The sequence below is a fragment of the Pseudoalteromonas obscura genome (assembly GCF_030135505.1).
Classification (GTDB): Bacteria; Pseudomonadota; Gammaproteobacteria; order Enterobacterales; family Alteromonadaceae; genus Pseudoalteromonas; species Pseudoalteromonas obscura.
In genome coordinates, this window is the sequence record NZ_JASJUT010000005.1 from 44,502 (window position 1) to 61,802 (window position 17,301).

Here is a 17,301-nt window from a genome sequence, read left to right on the forward strand (position 1 = left end):
ATGTCTATGAAATTCCAATGTTCGTCTTTATTGATTGCCAGTATGGTGCTGCCTTGTATTGCTAACGCACAGAGCGCTGCTCACTACTACATAGTTAAGTTAAAGGATACGCCTTGGCAGCAAAGTTCACACGGGCCCCTTGAGCCTGAACGTGTATCTACCTTTACCTCGAAACGGTTAGCACGCGTAGCTGAACAGTCAGGTTTTCAGGTTGAAAAAATGCTGCCGTCAGTCAATGCAATGACACTTGTTTTGACCGCTTCGCAACAACAGCAACTGAGTCTCTCACCCGATATTGAGTTTGTTGAGCGGGACCCAATTCGGACGATTTCGAGTGAGGAGATCCCCTACGGGGTGGCAATGACGCAAGCAAATCTTATTCGTCCGCCACAAAGTAGCCCCAAGAAGGTGTGCGTGTTAGACAGCGGATACAGTGTTGAGCATCCAGACCTTCCTACTCGCAATGTCACAGGGGCAAGTAATTTTGGCACCTTGGCAACAGGAGACTGGCGCAAAGATGGTCTTGGTCACGGTACTCATGTTGCAGGCACCATTGCTGCTTTAGGTGGCAACGGGGTCGGGGTTACCGGTGTTCATGGCAGTGCACCGATTAAATTACATATTTCAAAAGTATTTGATGATGCAGGGCGGGGCGCTTATGGCTCTGACATTATTGCGGCCATTGAGGACTGTTTGGCGCAAGGTGGCAATGTCACTAATATGAGCTTAGGTGGACCTCATCACTCGCAAGCAGAACGATTGGCGTTCGAAAAGAGCTATCAACAGGGCATGTTGCATGTTGCTGCTGCGGGTAACAATGGCACCAGCAGTAAAAACTATCCGGCATCATACAGTGAGGTTATTTCGGTAGCTGCGGTAGATAGTAACGCGGATAAAGCACGGTTTTCTCAGTTTAATGATGCGGTAGAGCTAGCTGCGCCCGGTGTCAGGGTAAAATCAACCAGTCATGACTTAGGCTACAAATTGATGAGCGGGACCTCCATGGCAAGCCCTCATGTTGCGGGAATAGCTACTTTGCTCTGGAACAAACACCCCGGATGCACTAATGAACAGTTGCGAGACGCACTGCAGTATACCGCCATCGACAAAGGAGATTATGGTCGAGATGACGAATACGGGTTTGGCCTAATTCAAGCGTATACAGCTGACAACTATCTGCAAAAAATGGGATGTGGTAAACCTAGCGCCTCAAAACCTGTCGCTGATTTTGACTACCAAATATCTATGCGCAGTGTTTACTTTACCGATCAAAGCAGTGATGACCAGTATATCGCGGCTCATCTGTGGGATTTTGGAGACGGTCATCAATCGGCGCTGGCAAACCCTGAACACAGTTACTTCAATGACGGCCATTATCGTGTGAGTTTAACGGTGACAGACTCTGACGGTCAAACTGGTATTCATGTGCAAACCATAGAGATTGATAGCGGCCTACCACCGCAATGTGAAGGGCATAAGCAGTGGCAAGTTGATGTCAGCTATCAAATAGGAGAGGTGGTGTTTTACCAAAACTATAAGTACCGAGCACTACATTGGGGCGCTGGAATAAGGCCTGATTTATACCCTCATTTATGGCAAAAGTTAGCGCGCTGCTATGCGCCGTAAAAACGAGCCATAAAACGCGGGCATAGCTGGAACATTCAGGTTGTGCCCACATACACTCGCTCAGAAAATTCAAAATAAGGACTATCAAATGCACAAGTTGAAACGTGTTCAATGGGCTTTTTGCGCAATAAATGTCGCATTGTTCTCACAAGTCAATGCAGCGGAAAAAGTCGATTTGAGTACCCAACATCAATTGTCGCAACAGCTATTTAATGCGCAATTACCTAGTTTACAAAACCAAGAGAATAGTTATAAAGAACAGGCTCAATCTTTGGTCCCCAATGGGCAAAAGCGGACGAAATATCAGCAATACTTTAAAGGCATCCCAGTATACGGGGCGTCGGTTGTGGCAAGCACCGATAAGCAAGGTAAAAGCTACGATTTTATTGGTCAATTTATTGCTAAGATCAGCGACGATATTCACAGTATTGACCCGGGGGTGGATTATCACGCCGCGCTGCAATTAGCTGTCAAAGCAGATGGTCGCAGCTTGGACCTGCAAGCGCTGGAAAACACCCATGGCAAACTATATGTTTGGTTGGATGAACATAGTCGAGCGCATCTAGTGTGGAGAGTTGGCTTTTTTGAATGGCAAGGAAAACAACCTACAAGCCCGCACTTTATCATTGATGCGCACACTGGCAAGGTGATAAAACGCTGGGATGATTTGCGCCGTTTTCAACCTGCAAAAGCGACGGGGCCGGGTGGCAATGGCGCGACTGGTGATTATCGATTTGGCCCTCAAGCGCGTTACCCAGCTTTGGACATACGTGAAGAAAATGGCGTGTGTACGCTGGACAATGCATTGTTTGCAACATGGGATCTAAAAAACAAACAAGGTGAGCCGGAGATCCACAGCTTTGCCTGTTACGACAATGACCAACGGGCAAAAAATGGCGCTAACTCTCCCCTCAATGATGCCCATGGCTTCACACAACAAACAATACGTATGTATCAAGAGCGGTATGATACTCGTCTTTATCCTGAAAAAATCAAAATTCAAGTTCACAGAGATGTCGATCTCGTTGGCGGGTTTTGGAACTACAATATTGCATCATTTGGTGATGGCAATCACGACTACTATCCATTTACAACATTGGATGTGGTTGCCCATGAGCTTGCGCATGGTTTCACCAGTGCCAATGCCCAGCTAGGATTTTTCGGCATTTCAGGTGCTTTGGATGAAGCGTATTCTGATATGACCGCAGCAGCCATGCATGACTTTTTAAATGGTGAGTTTAGCTGGAAAATAGGAGATGAGTTGAGTAAAAACGGCGGATTTACTCGAGATATGAAAAACCCTGTCATCAAACACATTGATGACTACAGTGAAAGCGCGGGACAGCATGCCAATGGTGGTATCTTCAGTTTAATCTTCTATCGACTTGCAACATCTGAAGGCTGGAATATTAAACAAGCATTTGATGTTATGACACAAGCCAATCGACTCTACTGGCACGTCAATACGGACTTCGACAATGCTGGGCAAGGCATGTATCTGGCGGCTAAAGATTATGGTTACTGTGTCAATGATGTTGTGTTGGCCCTAGAAGCTGCGGGCATTTATAGCAGTGGCGTGAAAGATGACAGTGGCTGTGAGTCCGACGGTAATATTGGACCACAAGCGAACTTTACGTATAACGCCCAAGATCTAGTCGTGGCATTCCAAGATACCTCTGTTGATGATAAAGGCATCGTGAGTTATTTGTGGGACTTTGGTGATGGCGCCACGTCAGCGCAATCTAGCCCAAACTATACATTCGCGAAGCCGGGTAGTCACAAAGTAACCCTTAGGGTGGAAGATGCGCTGGGGGAAGTGCATGTAAAAGTAGCCTATTTATCCCTAAAGGATAAAGGTTGTCGCTTTGAGCAGTGGGGTAATGACAAAGTTTTTGTACTCGGTAGTTACTCTGCGTATGAAAATAAAGTCTATCGAGCAAGGTGGTGGACGCAAGGTGAAAGACCAGATCTGAACTCGGGGACATTTGGTGTTTGGCGTTTTGTGCAGCCATGTGAAGGATGAGCACGCTTTATATGGCAATAACATGAGTTAGTAATATAAAAATGTCGTTGCCGGGACAGTTAACGTATGTTGAATAAACTGTCATGCCAGTGTGCAATAGCCAGAGCTGTATTCTGGCTATTGTTTTTTGCAAGTAACACATGCCCATTACTGCGTGGACACAGATAAAAGACTTCAAATTTATATATTCCACTTACTGCAGATATCTTTTATCTAGTCAGCATTTCAGTTATCAATATTTCAGTAGGAGTCAGGTACAGCGAGAGCACATGGTGAAGCCAATAATCGAAAGTTAAGAAAGCAAGCTTTTGGACGATACGTTTCGTCATGTCTACATGTAAGAATGCCACAACACAATTTGGTAATTATTTTCTTTCGTTCGGAGTCTATGGTAGTAGATATCTGTAAATGACTAAAAAAACAACTGACTTTAAAGGTATAAACATGAAACTTAGTAAAAGGATTGTTCTGGCTTCACTTTTCGCAGCGCCCTATGCATTTGCGCAAAACGTCGTGATTAACTTCGATGATTCACTTGATGGTGTTAACCATGCAACAAACTCGATTTCGGTAAATTTAATTCAACAGGGCAATATGCTTATCGGTAACGATGGCCAATACGTGACTTTGTCAGGTGAAGTCGAGGAAACCAATAATGCCTTCTACGGCAGTGGTCTAGAGCCTAGAGTTCACTTTAAACTCAATGACAATGGCAACGTAAAATGGTTTACAGGTACTCGAAATGCCTCAAATGTCTGGACAGGTACTTGGTACGGCTCTAACGGCAGCAAAGGGGACTTCGGTTTTGAATACAGTGATGCTTTAACAACCCCACCTGGATGTTCTGATGTTGTCCGTCTGGACTCAGATCCGGTATTCTCAGGCGGAGAATTTGATTACACCAGACCTCTGGATGAAACTTGCCTGATGGATACAGATGATGCGACAAAAGGCATTTACATGATGTCCGACAAAGGTGGTTTACCTTTCCCTATGTCGTTTTCAATTGAGTTGAAAAGAAACTTTACAATACAGTCTTTTAAGCTTGGTACTTACAATAATGGTCAAGGAAATAGGTTAACCACATTTACGCTGGAAGCTTGGGAAAATGGTGCTTGGGTCAAAAAGGGTGACTTTGAGTTTACCTCTAGCATTCCTAGCAAGGGGTTTGTCAGAGAGCTTTATAGATTACCTGAGGCTGTAACGACTTCCAAAATCAGGATCTCAGCAACAGGCACGGCTGATTATTATAATGCAGGCCGTGTATTAATGTATGGTTTGTCATTCCACTGATAACTTATCGTCGATAGACAACTAAACCACCCACACTGTGGGTGGTATTGTGTAGTCATCATTGTGCGTCGTTCCTTGAAAGAAGTTTTACCGCAACAGGCATGACAACGTACGAGATCACGGGCACGATAAGTGCCACTGCAATGGCAACATGCAGCAGTTTATTTGCGCCAATAAATGGCGCTATCAGCTCAGGAATAAAATACACCAGTGGCAGTAATGCAAGGTAGTTGATCAAAGCCAGTAAATGTTGATTCGGTGTGCTGGTTTTCATAGTCATTGCACCTATTGTTTGAGCTGAGGTTAGCGATGAGAGACAACGAGCAGTTGTGTATGCGCTCTAGCGACGATTTTTAGTTCTGTATTTCTAACTAAATCACCTTCTTTTATATCAAAGGATTCATCTATGTGGCGCAGCTCCGCGTTACCAGCAATAACATAAACCAATGCATCATTGGCTATCTCGATACTGTCAGCGGTATCTAAATGGACGATGTCCATTGTAGTGGCACTGGCAAAGGTATCGGTTTGTGATTGGCTACCGCCATAAATGCGTGTTGTACCTTTTGTTTTAGGTGTGTACGACTTATATTCAGCAGCTTGTCCAGATACCTCTGGCAGTGCCCACACTTGCAACATGCGATTCGGTTGGTCATCCGGGTTAATTTCATTGTGGCTGAAACCTTCACCGCCAGCCCTTTGAACTTGTACATCACCTGCTATTAAATCTTTGCCGTGTTCGAGCGAACCCTCGTGACTGACGCGCCCCTCTAGCACAATTGAAATGACGTCAATTTCGCTGTGTGGGTGCATACCTGATTGGCCGTGTGGCAGGTAACGGGCGTCTGCAAGGTAGACCATGCTACCCAACCCTTCAAATGTTTCCGGCTTTTTACGTCCGGCAAATACTCGACTGTCGGTTACCAGTCTGTGCTCTGTGATCCCTGCAAAACCGCCTAATTGTAATGTGTCTCTAGAAAGAATATTCATCGTGGTTTCCTATTGTGTTTAATCTGTTTCTAAGTGATGAGTAAAGTTTAAGGAAAGCCAGTTGTTTTATATATACCTATAAAATAGAATTACTTTTCCATATTCAACAACAATTGGGGTGGGTAATGGAGAAAACGGATCTGAACTCAATGCTGTTATTTTTATCTGTCGTGGATGCGGGCAGCTTTACCTTGGCGGCTGAGCGTCTCAATATGCCAAAGGCCAACTTAAGCCGAAAAATTACACAACTTGAAGCGAATTTGGGGATCACGCTGTTGCAGCGTACAACTCGATCGCAACATTTAACAGAAGCAGGGAGAACGTACCTCACGTACTGTAGGCAAATTAAGGAGCAGGTTGAGTTGGCCAATGCCAGTGTTGCGCAAGCACTCACCGAGGTATCCGGAGAACTCAAAGTTGGTATGTCTGTCGGTATGGGGCATGAGATCCTTAAGCCTGTACTGAGTCAGTTTATGCGTGCGCACCCACAGGTCAATTTACAACTCAGTTTACTAAACCGCCGAGTCGACGTGATTGATGAAGGGTTTGACTTGGTAATACGCATCGGCGAATTAGCCGATTCTCGTTTAATTGCCAAGCGTTTAGGGAGTGTTTCTCGCAGGTTGTACGCAAGTGACACTTATATGAAGCAGCACGGTCCGATAACATCTCCCCATGAGCTTGGAAATCACGCTGTGTTACTGATGAGTAGCATTCAAAAATCTGAAGTGGTCCGTCTACAAAATGGGGCGCAACATTGCGATATCTCTGTCGTCCCACGAATGCGCATTGACGATTATGTGGTACTCAAGCAAATGGTCTTGGATGGAGTAGGCACAGCCATTTTACCAGACTACATGTGTGCACAAGAGCCACAAAAAAATGTATTGCTTCCCATTTTACCTCACTGGCAGTTACCTGCGGTGGAGGTGTACGCATTGTATCCAAAAAACCGTTTACACATTCCCAAAGTTCGCGCTTTTGTCGAATTTATTCAGGGTGTATTTACCGATCGTTTGTCACAGCCAGAAAAAGTGTAAAAAAACCTTTACCTCAAGTTAAGTTGAGCTTTTAAAGTGTGTTCAACTTAAAGGAGGAAAGATCATGAAAGCACTCGTCAAAGCATATATATCTCAATTGGTTGTTGATAAAAATTCAACGTTTAATCACACCATGGAAAGTAAATAAGGTGCGCGTATGTATTTAGAACATGTCAATCTTGTAGTCAAAAATATAGAGTCGGCACTGCACTTTTATCGCGCTGCCTTTCCCCATTGGAAGGTGAGAAGCAAAGGTCATGGAGAGTGGTTTGGCAAGCCAAGACAGTGGCTTCATTTTGGTGACGACTACCATTATCTTGCTTTTAGTGATCATGGTGAGGGCGAAAATAAGGTGTTATCTGGACATCAGGTCGGCCTTGGTCACTTTGCCTATGTCGTGAATTGTATCGAAGGGGTTATTAAGCGCTTGAATGATGCGGGTTATACGGTGGACAAGACGGGGCCGCAGCACCCTTATCGTAAAAATGTTTACTTTATTGACCCTGACGGATTTGAGGTGGAGTTTGTAGAGTATCAAAGCGATTTACCAGCTCAACGCAACAGTGACTAATGCGTGTTGCAATCTTCAAAAATACTTCATTTACTCGGTAGAGCGTCTATGAAAAACTATCTGTGGTAGTCGGGTGAGCCGTCACCCGGCGCAGATATAAAATTACAGTAAAAGGATCCTTTTGGTATGTCAGGTATCACCTTATATAGTTTTTCACTTTCTGGAAACAGCCATAAAATTAGGCACTTTTTATCTATTCTAGGAATAGAATATGAGTTAAAGCTGTTAGATCCACACACTCAAGAGCACAAATCCGATCATTTTGTAGCGCTAAACCCGTTGGGTCAGGTACCTGTGTTGGTTGATGGTGATGCGGTAATTTGTGACTCAAATGCGATACTCGTATACCTTGCTGAAAAGTACGATGAAGATAAAACTTGGTATCCGCAAGATGCGTTACTTCGCGCCGAGGTACAGAAGTTTTTATCTATGTCGGCTGGAGAGGTGCTCAATGGCCCAAATTTATATCGCGGTATCAAAGTGATTGGAAAGCCCGGTGACTTAGAGCAAACTTACGACAAGACAATTCACTTTTTCACTTATCTTGATAAGCACTTAAACGACAGAGACTATTTGCTCGGTACCAAACCGAGCATTGCGGATATCGCGTTGTACACGTATCCAAAGTTGGCTGTAAAGTCGGGCATAAACCTCAGTGACTTCGGTAATATTGCCAATTGGTTTGCCAGAATTGAAAGCGGCTTACACTATGTCAGTGCACCTGAAAAATAACACCAGAAGTGGGTGCTATTAGATGCACATGTTGCCGTGTTTAAGTGGATTAAATGCGGCAATACGACAATGGTTGCTAGAAGCTACTTATTAAATTCAGCCTGTTTTTCGTCAGTTAATTGTACTTGTTTCATATGTACAAAGACTCGCCAATAGAAAAAACTTGAAAAAAAGAGTGTGACGCCAACATCAAGTAAAGTAGCGTCCCCTAAGACCTCGAAGCCAGCGAAATCAAACAAAAAGTAGGTTGCAATAACCACTGGCATAGAAAATACAATAACACGAATACCGACCACCCAACCTATTGACAAGTATCGGCGTAAAAAATCTTTGCTTGTTTTGCCTCCATTAACTCGATAGCAAAACCAAGTTCCAAAAGTCAGTACACATATGTCTACTAAGGTGCTCAAGTAATCGAATAAATTTGAGTTCTCAGAATATGTAACGGACAACGATAGCAAAGCCAAAGTCGCAATGAGGTATTTTAGGTCGCATAAGGTGGTCAATTTGTTTGCAACTAAATCCAGTTTGAGCTTTGAGATATTCCAAAAATACATCTTTCTTCCTGCCTGAGCGTAAAAGCATATTTGATCTTTATTTAGGTTACTACGAATGTCGCTTTTAATTGAACAGAAAAATCCAAACCTTGGCTATTAACACCTAAATAATAATTATATTTATATATTTCAATTTATTACCATTAAATTTTGAATAAGTCTAATGCCGGAAAGCGATAAAATAATTAAGTAAAAACATTTGACTTATTGTTTTAAATCGTCATTATTAATGAGGTACACGGCACGAATATGTGGTGATTTTGATTACTGACATTGCAAAATTGATTACGTTGACCTGAAATGTTTGGCGTGATCGCCGAGGTGTTTTGCACTCGCATAGGAGGCCTTTTGTGTGCTTAAAATAATTAGTAAAAATAATAGACTTATTAAGCGGTGATTTTCAAAGGAGATTGTTATGAAATTGTCCCACGCTCTCGCAGCCAGTGTTTTGCTGACTGGAAACGTATACGCATTAGAACCAATTTACGATGCAGATAGTAACTCAGGTAGAACAACTCAGTATAATCATGGGCCTGTGAAAAGTGTTATGGTGCAAACTAGTTCTGCGCACTATTTTGCGGCATATCTAACCCTCAATGATCAGGCCAGCTGCGCTGATGCGGGGCTTTACAATGAAGCGGGTAACAAGTTAATAGCGCAGCTGAACGTTGCTGATAATAAATCAGTATCTGGCCCTGTAGCTGAGGGCCACGAAACCCTAGCTAAAGTACTCAAAGTTACTTGCTATGACGCCGAAGGCAGTAGTTATAGTGTACATCATAAAGTGCCAGCAGCACCCGCCATCACTTATGATAGAGCGATGCAGTTTGATAATTGGAATGTTGGAGGAGGCAGAGTGCCTGGTTACTTTGAGTCGGTACATTTGACAACCCAACTATCAGTTAATACGTTTGCTCCTGATGGACAATGCAGTATTCTTCGATTTCCTAATGGTGATGTGCCAGCATTATTTAATGGTAAGTTCAGCGTCGAAAACGTACATAGTAATTTTTATAGCCATGGCGGAAAAGTCGCTTACGACGCGTATAGTTCTTCGCTTACTTACGCAATAAAGTGTGTCAATGCCGGCGGTATGACAATGTTATTTGATGAGTGGACTATTAATGAGTTTGCTCAAAGTGCTGAGTTAAGTACCAACTATTATTAACTTTTACGGATAAAGGGATGAGAACACTCATCCCTTTATATTTATTTTTTATTACAAGTGTAACTTTTTTGATCATTTCCTTAACAAGGCACGTCAAGTCCATTATGCTAGTGGCGATATTTCACTCAAATATTTTTTAAAATATAAATAACGATAGATTTTTATTCTTAGGTAGGAATTATGCTCAAGACCGCCAGCAAAGGACAGTGGGTCATAAATCATCGGCAGTTGAGCTTACATAATGACACGAAAGTAGTGGAACTAGACTCTAAACAGTATGCGCTGTTAATTTTGCTATTGAAGTTTAAGCATCAAGATGTCAGTAAATCTCAGATCCTTTCAGAGGTGTGGGGGCAGCGTGTTGTTAGCGAAGATGCGATATATGTGACAATCAATGGACTCAGAAAGCTACTTGGTGACGATGCTAAGTCGCCAAAATATATTAAAACAATTTCAGGCATTGGTTATCGCTGGATAGGGCCTCCACTGTGCGATGCATTGCCATCATCTCTTGATAGTTTGTTATTAAAAGCAGCATTGTGTTTGGTTGCAATTTCAATGATTGTTTTTTGGCAGATGCCGCGAGAGCCCGTCAAAGAGGTGATCCCTGCGCATCTAACTGAACCATTTAATCAAGCGCGCTTTATTATAAATAATCACCCGGACGATATAGATAAGGCCATAAGTTTACTTAAATCAATAACGGTTGAGCAACCTAAACTCACAGAGCCCTTGGTTTGGTTAGCAAAGGGTTATTATTATAAGCTTCGCCCACAGATGGCTGATTATCATCAAGCTAAACAACACTTAAAGGCAATTTTGGAACGTATTCTATTACGAGATCCCAAACATAAAGAGGCGAATCTACTGTATGCCAAACTTTTGTTTATGGGGGAAATGAATACTCAAGATGTTGAAACTTACTTTTTAAATGCGCTTCCAAATAGTGAAGCTCATCATATGTACGGCCAATATTTGCTTGCCGTAGGTAGATTGGAAGAAGCATTAAAGCACATCAAGATTTATCAATCCCTCGAGCCTGATGGTTATTCTAGTGAAAGCGTTGCGTGGGTTTATATGATGAGTTTGCGATTTGATGAAGCGTTTTCAGCACTAGATAAACTGAGGCCGTATTCACAGAGCAATCGATTTTACCATGTATGCCTCAGAGCAATTTATGAACAACTTGGTCAATTTGATCTGGCAGTTAAAGAGCTTGTTTGGGTCATGAAATTTGAAGGATATAGCAACTCAGAAATTAAGATGGTTGAGCAACAATTTGACGTCCATGGTATTGAAGGTGTCTATCGTTGGTTACTTTATCATGATACTCGTAAGGCAGATATTGGGCATTATGAGGCTCCGATGTCTCAAGCTCGGTATGCTGCTGCAATTGGAGAGACTAAGTTAGCGCTACATTACTTGGAGCAATCGCGATTAGCTGGTCAGTATGCCTTTATGTGGATTGCGGCAGATCCTCATTTTTTACCGCTAAAACAGGAAAGTGGATTCAATCAATTAGTGCAAGAGTACATTTTAAAAGCTGATAAATCAGGGGTTTAATAATTACTAAGAAAGTTTTAGACCGTATTCAGGACTTCTTTTCTACGTCAGATTAATGTCGCACTCGAATTTAACTAGGAGTGCACAATGACAATCTATAAAAAAATAATTGCAGCCTTCATTTTGGGGCTGCTATCTATCTTGTCGACTGTAACCGCTTTGGCGAAAAGCGGGGATTACCTATATAGCTATCAGACTGGCAGCGAAAACTGGGGGAGCATAACACTTAAAAATCATCAGGCTTATTTTGGTAGTGATAATGGCAAGGTGTATGCGTTTGATATTGATAGAGTGAAAACGCGTTGGGTATTTACAACTGGCGATAAAGTTCGCTCGAAGCCGCTTGTTGATCACCATAGAGTGTTTTTTTCTAGTGATGATGGATATCTGTATGCTTTGAATCGTTGGAATGGAAAACTACTGTGGAAGGCCAGCCTAAATGACAGCGATCACAATCGTATATTGCCGGCGAATCACGCTCCGTGGGAGTTTGACTACACCAAATCTAGCCCAGTGGCCGATAGTAACTTTGTCTATGTTGGCAGTGCCGATTCAAATTTCTATGCCATTTCAAAACGTACAGGCAAGATTCAGTGGCGTTTTAATACTGGCGGAATGATCAGAGCGACCGCCAGTATCTATCAGGGCAAAGTATTTGTTGCGAGTTGGGATGGCTATGTTTATGCACTCGACAAGCAGTCAGGCGAACTTGCCTGGCAATTTAAAACCCAAGGCGCGATACCTTCGAGTCCAGTGATACTCGACGATATACTCATAATCGGCTCTCGTGATACATACTTGTATGGCCTAGACCCTCACAGTGGTCAAGTGGTGTGGAAAAAGGCATTGCCAGGTGGCTCTTGGGTTGAGTCGAGTGCTGTTGCAGACACCGAAGGTGACTATTTCTATATTGGCAGCTCTGATGCCAAGTTACTGTTTAAGATGGCAGTTGAAACAGGAGAGATTGTTTGGCAAGTGGCGACGCCTGGCTGGAGTTGGGGGCAACCTGTTGTTGACCAAAAACATGTTTATATAGGCTCCACAGGCCATGATGAACCGGGTTGGTATGTTACTCAACGCGGATTTATGGCGCTAGAAAGAGAGTCGGGAACAAGAGTTTGGCATTATCAACCCACATTGATTCCGGGATTTGTACATGGTGGTGTGTATGCCTCACCTGCGGTCGGTGCTGGTAAGGTGTTGGTACCAGATCTGGATGGCTTTATTCATGTTTACCAACAGTAACTAGGCGATGAGGTTTTAATCCAGTATTAAGGCACGTAACTGTGCCTTAATATTTTTCCAAAAAGCCTAGTATGGCGTACTAATTTGACCAAAATAGTAACTGGCTCGCGCTGAGTGAGTATCGTGGCAAACACGCTCTGGGTCTAATCAGCGTGGTACCTTAATACATTTTTATGGTTAAGTAGCGTAATTACGCCAAATAAGATGGCTAAAACGACGAGGAATAAATACCTAGGAAGCGAAAAATCTGCTGCTGGGCTTTTCGGTGGCGCATAAGAGTTAGCAAATTGCAATTCCACCGCAGGCTGGGTCGGGAAGTGGAGCTTATGGCCGTCTTTGGTAACAAAGTAGGCTGTATCTATAACGATGTTTGTTTTGGCTGCATCGACATTACTTTTAAAGAACACACGTGCAATTCGGTTGGTGCTAAAAATACTTTTTGCTGGTGTTGATTGGTTTACGGTGTAACTGATAGTTCCCGAATGAATATTTGCTAGATTAACTTTCTCTGTTAGCGCTTTATGATTAAATAAATTGCCATGTTCCAATTGAGGAGATGTTGCTTTGTCGTGTGGTGGTAACATGATTAATTTTTTGGGATCATATTTTAGTGTTAAATGTACGCCATATATGGCTGGTAAGTCGTCTGCCATAATGTCAACATAAAACTCGCTTCCCGTTTTGATTTGGTCTACTGGTAGGCTTATGTATATCGAATTGTCACGTGCACTGATAGCGGTCACAAAAAGAAGCAAATATATAGCGATTACCTTTTCCATCTGGCACTCTCATCTTATCTTCAATTAAAGTATGTAGTTACACTAATTTATAGCTTAGTGTGTAAATCACTTTTGTTAAATACGACCTGTAGCCAATAACTTGAAAATTTCAGTATTGCGGCGCTTGTCATATTTTGGTTTCTGATGGCAGAGTAAAATACTATTGTGTCAAAATAATATAAATAGTGTGTTTACCCCAATTGACTAGTAAATTGAGTTCAATTTACACAACAAGCCCTTCTTCCAAGCCGTATTTGACTAATTCGGCAGCTTTATTGACTCCAAGCTTTCTCATCGCCTTTGTTCGGTGATTATCAACAGTTTTTATTGAAATACATAGTGCATCGGCAATTTGTCGGTTGGATTTGCCCTGTGTGATATAGCTGACGATTTGTTTCTCTCTTGCTGTAAGGAGAGACTGTGTAGTGGCTGCCCTATATCGCGCTAATTCACTCTCTATGTTAGGGCTAATAAACGAATGACCGGCAGCGACAGTTTGCAACGCTTGATTGAGTGTATCAAAAGCTTCACTTTTGGAGAGGTAGGCGTCTGCACCAACCTCAAATGCGCGATGAATGACCTTAACATCATCATGCATGCTGAGAAAAATGATGCGAGTTCTTAATTTGCGCCGCTTAACGTGCTCACACACTTTGAGGCCACTCAAATCGCCCATTGAAATATCTAGTATCGCTAGATCAGGTTGATATTGAGAAATAAATTGCCATGCTTGCTCGCCAGTGGCGACGTCACTAATATTATATTGAGTTTGTGATCTCTCGATCAGTGAACGCAAGCCCTGACGCACTAAATGGTGATCATCCGCGATTAATATGGTTAAACTATTTTCTTTTCCGTTACCCATTTTAACTCCATGTATATACTTATCTCGCAAAAGCTTGGTTGAGATAATAGTTCTAAACTATTGCCTTATTAATAAATAGCGTCGATTTTTTGTTCTTTTTTCAGGAAGTAACCGTGTTTACTGACCTGTAGCAACTAAAAGTATACGGCTATCAGATGGGTAAGTATTTTATATGTAATTGATTACGGTGCATATCGCTATCGTTAAGATTGTGCACAAATTTGAATAAGACGTACTTGTTGGTGTTTGCGGGCTTGGTTTTAACGGTGTTAGGTGGTTATAAGAGCTTGTATTTTAAGGCTTCACAGCCATAGGAGCACCATAAAGGTGCGCCCATTAGGTTGCTATTACATGGCAAATTATTGCTAACCGGTATGAATAATTGCTATGTAATTGAATGGCTAGTAAACAGTCATGTAGTTCACAGTTACATCGCCTTCGCGGTACAGTCCGTGCTCTTGATTGAAGTTCACGTCGATGGTGACTTTTGCATAGTCTGTTTGAAGCGAGTAATTACCGCCACTTGGCGTCGAGTAAGTACATTCAGTTTGTGCATATAGGTATTCAGGCTGCATTGGCGTCACAAAATAATTAATGACTTGAGTATGACAATTGTGGAAGCGATAGCCTGCATCTTTAAGCTGTGTTCTGATAGCTTGATACTTACGACCATATTCAAGCACTTCTTGAACACTTGCATAACCCGCTTGTGCAGACAGCTCTTGAGCTGAAACATTGGCAGCGGCCGCAGCGGCAATAAGTGAGAATAATACGCCAGTTTTCATAGTTAGTTTCCTTTTCTTGAGAATAAATAGCCTTATTGGCTGATAAAAAGTTAAGTGTACGGGGTTGTTTATGTCGTGCCATTTCCTTCACAACATCAAACTACAAGACAAATCACCTTGTGTTCGCACACCATTATTAAACGAATAAATGAAGTTAATATTTATGATTAAAGTCAAAAAAATGAAGAAAAAATTTATGAAATGAAATTTATGGGCATTAAATAGTCAATTTATTTTGTTGTATGAATTATTGTTTCTTTTGCTTTAGTGTTGTTATTAGCAGTGTTATAAATTAGGGAAGAAATGGCCTTTTTCTTAAGCAAAAAGCGGTGCAAAACCATAATGTGTGTAAAATTTATGCTAAGTTGATAAAGGATGAGTTAATTTGTATAAGTTATGTACTATTTATTCGGTTTGGCGGCGTTGTTTTATTCAGGTGTCGCGCTTGCAAAGGAATACAGTGTTTTGGTGTATCACGGCGCGAATCCGCCATACAACTATATTCACAATCACCAACCTACAGGGATTTTTAGTGACTTGTTTGCTCGACTTGGTGAACTCACTGGACACACTTTTAAGTTGGTACCTTGGTCTGTGGCACGGGGTCAAAAGCTATTTGATATGGGTAAAATAGACATTGAGCCCGGTGTCAATCCTATTTGGCGTGCACAAAGAAAAAATCCAGGGATCTATTCACGGTCTTATGCATACTCTAAAGAAGTGGTATTGGGTCGTGAAGGTGAACGGCCAACCGTCGATCCAAAATCTTTTTATGGTAAGGTTTTTGGTCGTGTAAGGGGTTATCGTTACGGACAGTTTGAATCTCACTTTGGTGAAAACAAAATTTTACTCTATGACAATGTTTCTGAAAAAGAGCTGCTGTCTCAGCTGGCTCACAAACGAATTGATTATCTCATGATCGGTGATGTAACGGCTGCATATTATCAAAAACACAACCCCAACTATGCGTCATTCAAGGTTGTTTTTGAGATCAGCAAGTTACCAGTGCATATGCGGTTACAACCCCATTTACAGCAATTGCAGGCGGAACTTAATCGAGCACTGCAAGTAATGCAGCGCAATGGCGAGATTGAAGCCATCTATCGTCAATATGGTGCATTGAACCAATAGCGTGCTAGACGTTATGACGCTAGTTGGGATGACAGTATATCTATAAAGTATCTAACCTTTGGAGAAAGGTGCTTGCGGCTGGGATAGACCACGTAGACTTCCACAGGCCTTTGCAGGTAGGCTTCGAGTAAAATTTCAAGCTGGCCTTGTTCAATGGCATCAGCTAGATAAAATTCGGGCAATCTAGAAATGCCTATTCCGTCAATTGCCATCGCTGCCTGCATATGCCCGTTATTAATATTGGCTCGCTTTCTAACATCAACGGTAAATGACTTCCCAGCCTGATCTGTAAACTCCCAGCGATCTGGGTGCTTTAGGTTACTGTAGCAGATGCAGTGATGTTTGCTTAGCTCTCTAGGGTGGTGGGGCTTACCATATCGCTCTATATATTTGGGGCTAGCAACAACTAAGGTTCTGCAGCGGTAAATACGTTTACAGATCAAACTAGACTCTTCAAGTTGGGTGGTTGCACGAATTGCCAAATCAAAGCCGTCTCCAACTACGTCTACCGCCCGGTCATTGAGCTCCCATTCAATAGTGACATTCGGATATTTGCGCAAATACTCTGTGACTGCCGGTCTGAGGTAATCCAAACTAAATGCGACAGGGCAGCTAATCTTAAGCACCCCCTTGGGTTTATTTTCCTGATGCGTAAGCAGTTGTAGCGTTTGTTCAGCATCACTGAGCAATTGCACACAATGCTGATAATACACTTCTCCGTCAGGGGTAAGTGCCAAAGTTCGGGTTGTTCGATTGAGTAATCTGACGCCCAATCGAGCTTCTAAGCGATTGATAACTTTACTGACATGAGATGGTGAGTGGCTAAGTTGTTCTGCGGCCAATGCAAAGCTATTGCATTGTACGACTTTAACAAAGACTGGAATCCCGTCAAATACATTATGATTCATATGGAAATAGTAAGTTTACGTTTGC

The 17,301-nt window shown here is 42.3% G+C and carries 17 protein-coding genes; 10 read left to right on the top strand and 7 right to left on the bottom strand.

Annotation, left to right across the window (positions count from 1 at the left end):
- The 3 genes from QNM18_RS13440 to QNM18_RS13450 all read left to right on the top strand — a co-directional run bounded on the left by QNM18_RS13440 (window position 1) and on the right by QNM18_RS13450 (window position 4,942).
- Window positions 1–1,626 carry a S8 family serine peptidase gene (locus QNM18_RS13440; RefSeq protein ID WP_284137513.1) on the top strand — a complete coding sequence of 542 codons (1,626 nt, stop codon included), beginning with the start codon at window positions 1–3 and terminating at the stop codon, window positions 1,624–1,626.
- 88 nt (window positions 1,627–1,714) lie between these two features.
- A complete protein-coding gene (locus QNM18_RS13445) occupies window positions 1,715–3,649 on the top strand; it encodes a M4 family metallopeptidase (RefSeq protein ID WP_284137514.1) in 1,935 nt (644 codons plus the stop codon).
- Between the two features lie 444 nt (window positions 3,650–4,093).
- The gene (locus QNM18_RS13450) at window positions 4,094–4,942 is read left to right on the top strand and encodes a hypothetical protein (protein WP_211011681.1); all 849 of its coding nucleotides are present in this window, start codon (window positions 4,094–4,096) and stop codon (window positions 4,940–4,942) included.
- Window positions 4,943–5,000: 58 nt separating this feature from the next.
- Here QNM18_RS13450 and QNM18_RS13455 read toward each other — a convergent pair whose 3' ends face one another.
- Together QNM18_RS13455 and QNM18_RS13460 are read right to left on the bottom strand one after the other, a co-directional pair.
- Entirely contained in the window at window positions 5,001–5,216 is a 216-nt protein-coding gene (locus QNM18_RS13455) for a putative antibiotic biosynthesis monooxygenase (protein WP_284137515.1), read from the bottom strand.
- 29 nt (window positions 5,217–5,245) lie between these two features.
- Window positions 5,246–5,932 carry a pirin family protein gene (locus QNM18_RS13460; protein ID WP_284137516.1) on the bottom strand — a complete coding sequence of 229 codons (687 nt, stop codon included), beginning with the start codon at window positions 5,930–5,932 and terminating at the stop codon, window positions 5,246–5,248.
- A gap of 125 nt (window positions 5,933–6,057) precedes the next feature.
- On the opposite strand from QNM18_RS13460, the gene QNM18_RS13465 reads away from it, so the two are divergent.
- From QNM18_RS13465 to QNM18_RS13475, 3 genes are all read left to right on the top strand, one after another.
- A complete protein-coding gene (locus tag QNM18_RS13465; protein WP_284137517.1) occupies window positions 6,058–6,972 on the top strand; it encodes a LysR family transcriptional regulator in 915 nt (304 codons plus the stop codon).
- Window positions 6,973–7,129: 157 nt separating this feature from the next.
- Window positions 7,130–7,543: a VOC family protein gene (locus QNM18_RS13470; protein ID WP_211011677.1), complete on the top strand. Its 414-nt coding sequence runs from the start codon at window positions 7,130–7,132 to the stop codon at window positions 7,541–7,543.
- A gap of 126 nt (window positions 7,544–7,669) precedes the next feature.
- Window positions 7,670–8,275, top strand: a complete 606-nt coding sequence (locus QNM18_RS13475) for a glutathione S-transferase family protein (protein WP_211011676.1) — start codon at window positions 7,670–7,672, stop codon at window positions 8,273–8,275.
- A gap of 83 nt (window positions 8,276–8,358) precedes the next feature.
- Here the strand turns inward: QNM18_RS13475 and QNM18_RS13480 are convergent, their stop codons facing one another.
- Window positions 8,359–8,832 carry a hypothetical protein gene (locus QNM18_RS13480; RefSeq protein WP_284137518.1) on the bottom strand — a complete coding sequence of 158 codons (474 nt, stop codon included), beginning with the start codon at window positions 8,830–8,832 and terminating at the stop codon, window positions 8,359–8,361.
- A 415-nt stretch (window positions 8,833–9,247) separates the two neighbouring features.
- Between QNM18_RS13480 and QNM18_RS13485 the strand changes: the two genes are divergently transcribed.
- From QNM18_RS13485 to QNM18_RS13495, 3 genes are all read left to right on the top strand, one after another.
- On the top strand, window positions 9,248–10,000 hold the full coding sequence (locus QNM18_RS13485; RefSeq protein ID WP_284137519.1) for a hypothetical protein: 753 nt from the start codon (window positions 9,248–9,250) through the stop codon (window positions 9,998–10,000).
- Window positions 10,001–10,180: 180 nt separating this feature from the next.
- Window positions 10,181–11,563 (top strand): winged helix-turn-helix domain-containing protein, encoded by a 1,383-nt coding sequence (locus tag QNM18_RS13490; RefSeq protein WP_284137520.1) that lies wholly within the window; start codon window positions 10,181–10,183, stop codon window positions 11,561–11,563.
- Between the two features lie 87 nt (window positions 11,564–11,650).
- Window positions 11,651–12,808 (top strand): outer membrane protein assembly factor BamB family protein, encoded by a 1,158-nt coding sequence (locus QNM18_RS13495; protein ID WP_284137521.1) that lies wholly within the window; start codon window positions 11,651–11,653, stop codon window positions 12,806–12,808.
- A gap of 143 nt (window positions 12,809–12,951) precedes the next feature.
- Here QNM18_RS13495 and QNM18_RS13500 read toward each other — a convergent pair whose 3' ends face one another.
- The 3 genes from QNM18_RS13500 to QNM18_RS13510 all read right to left on the bottom strand — a co-directional run bounded on the left by QNM18_RS13500 (window position 12,952) and on the right by QNM18_RS13510 (window position 15,237).
- The gene (locus QNM18_RS13500; RefSeq protein ID WP_211011671.1) at window positions 12,952–13,587 is read right to left on the bottom strand and encodes a cohesin domain-containing protein; all 636 of its coding nucleotides are present in this window, start codon (window positions 13,585–13,587) and stop codon (window positions 12,952–12,954) included.
- Window positions 13,588–13,810: 223 nt separating this feature from the next.
- Complete coding sequence (locus tag QNM18_RS13505) at window positions 13,811–14,452, bottom strand: response regulator (protein WP_284137522.1); 642 nt, start codon at window positions 14,450–14,452, stop codon at window positions 13,811–13,813.
- A gap of 401 nt (window positions 14,453–14,853) precedes the next feature.
- Window positions 14,854–15,237: a hypothetical protein gene (locus QNM18_RS13510; protein WP_023398258.1), complete on the bottom strand. Its 384-nt coding sequence runs from the start codon at window positions 15,235–15,237 to the stop codon at window positions 14,854–14,856.
- A gap of 396 nt (window positions 15,238–15,633) precedes the next feature.
- On the opposite strand from QNM18_RS13510, the gene QNM18_RS13515 reads away from it, so the two are divergent.
- Window positions 15,634–16,368: a substrate-binding periplasmic protein gene (locus QNM18_RS13515; protein WP_284137523.1), complete on the top strand. Its 735-nt coding sequence runs from the start codon at window positions 15,634–15,636 to the stop codon at window positions 16,366–16,368.
- 11 nt (window positions 16,369–16,379) lie between these two features.
- Here QNM18_RS13515 and QNM18_RS13520 read toward each other — a convergent pair whose 3' ends face one another.
- Window positions 16,380–17,276: a LysR family transcriptional regulator gene (locus QNM18_RS13520; protein ID WP_211011668.1), complete on the bottom strand. Its 897-nt coding sequence runs from the start codon at window positions 17,274–17,276 to the stop codon at window positions 16,380–16,382.
- Between the last annotated feature and the right edge of the window lie 25 nt (window positions 17,277–17,301).

Coding starts and splice junctions, on each gene's coding strand:
- QNM18_RS13520 (WP_211011668.1), bottom strand. CDS start 17,276: ATGAATCATAATGTATTTGACGGGATTCCAGTCTTTGTTAAAGTCGTA.
- QNM18_RS13475 (WP_211011676.1), top strand. CDS start 7,670: ATGTCAGGTATCACCTTATATAGTTTTTCACTTTCTGGAAACAGCCAT.
- QNM18_RS13455 (WP_284137515.1), bottom strand. CDS start 5,216: ATGAAAACCAGCACACCGAATCAACATTTACTGGCTTTGATCAACTAC.
- QNM18_RS13515 (WP_284137523.1), top strand. CDS start 15,634: ATGTACTATTTATTCGGTTTGGCGGCGTTGTTTTATTCAGGTGTCGCG.
- QNM18_RS13450 (WP_211011681.1), top strand. CDS start 4,094: ATGAAACTTAGTAAAAGGATTGTTCTGGCTTCACTTTTCGCAGCGCCC.
- QNM18_RS13465 (WP_284137517.1), top strand. CDS start 6,058: ATGGAGAAAACGGATCTGAACTCAATGCTGTTATTTTTATCTGTCGTG.
- QNM18_RS13485 (WP_284137519.1), top strand. CDS start 9,248: ATGAAATTGTCCCACGCTCTCGCAGCCAGTGTTTTGCTGACTGGAAAC.
- QNM18_RS13500 (WP_211011671.1), bottom strand. CDS start 13,587: ATGGAAAAGGTAATCGCTATATATTTGCTTCTTTTTGTGACCGCTATC.
- QNM18_RS13480 (WP_284137518.1), bottom strand. CDS start 8,832: ATGTATTTTTGGAATATCTCAAAGCTCAAACTGGATTTAGTTGCAAAC.
- QNM18_RS13440 (WP_284137513.1), top strand. CDS start 1: ATGTCTATGAAATTCCAATGTTCGTCTTTATTGATTGCCAGTATGGTG.
- QNM18_RS13460 (WP_284137516.1), bottom strand. CDS start 5,932: ATGAATATTCTTTCTAGAGACACATTACAATTAGGCGGTTTTGCAGGG.
- QNM18_RS13490 (WP_284137520.1), top strand. CDS start 10,181: ATGCTCAAGACCGCCAGCAAAGGACAGTGGGTCATAAATCATCGGCAG.
- QNM18_RS13495 (WP_284137521.1), top strand. CDS start 11,651: ATGACAATCTATAAAAAAATAATTGCAGCCTTCATTTTGGGGCTGCTA.
- QNM18_RS13445 (WP_284137514.1), top strand. CDS start 1,715: ATGCACAAGTTGAAACGTGTTCAATGGGCTTTTTGCGCAATAAATGTC.
- QNM18_RS13510 (WP_023398258.1), bottom strand. CDS start 15,237: ATGAAAACTGGCGTATTATTCTCACTTATTGCCGCTGCGGCCGCTGCC.
- QNM18_RS13470 (WP_211011677.1), top strand. CDS start 7,130: ATGTATTTAGAACATGTCAATCTTGTAGTCAAAAATATAGAGTCGGCA.
- QNM18_RS13505 (WP_284137522.1), bottom strand. CDS start 14,452: ATGGGTAACGGAAAAGAAAATAGTTTAACCATATTAATCGCGGATGAT.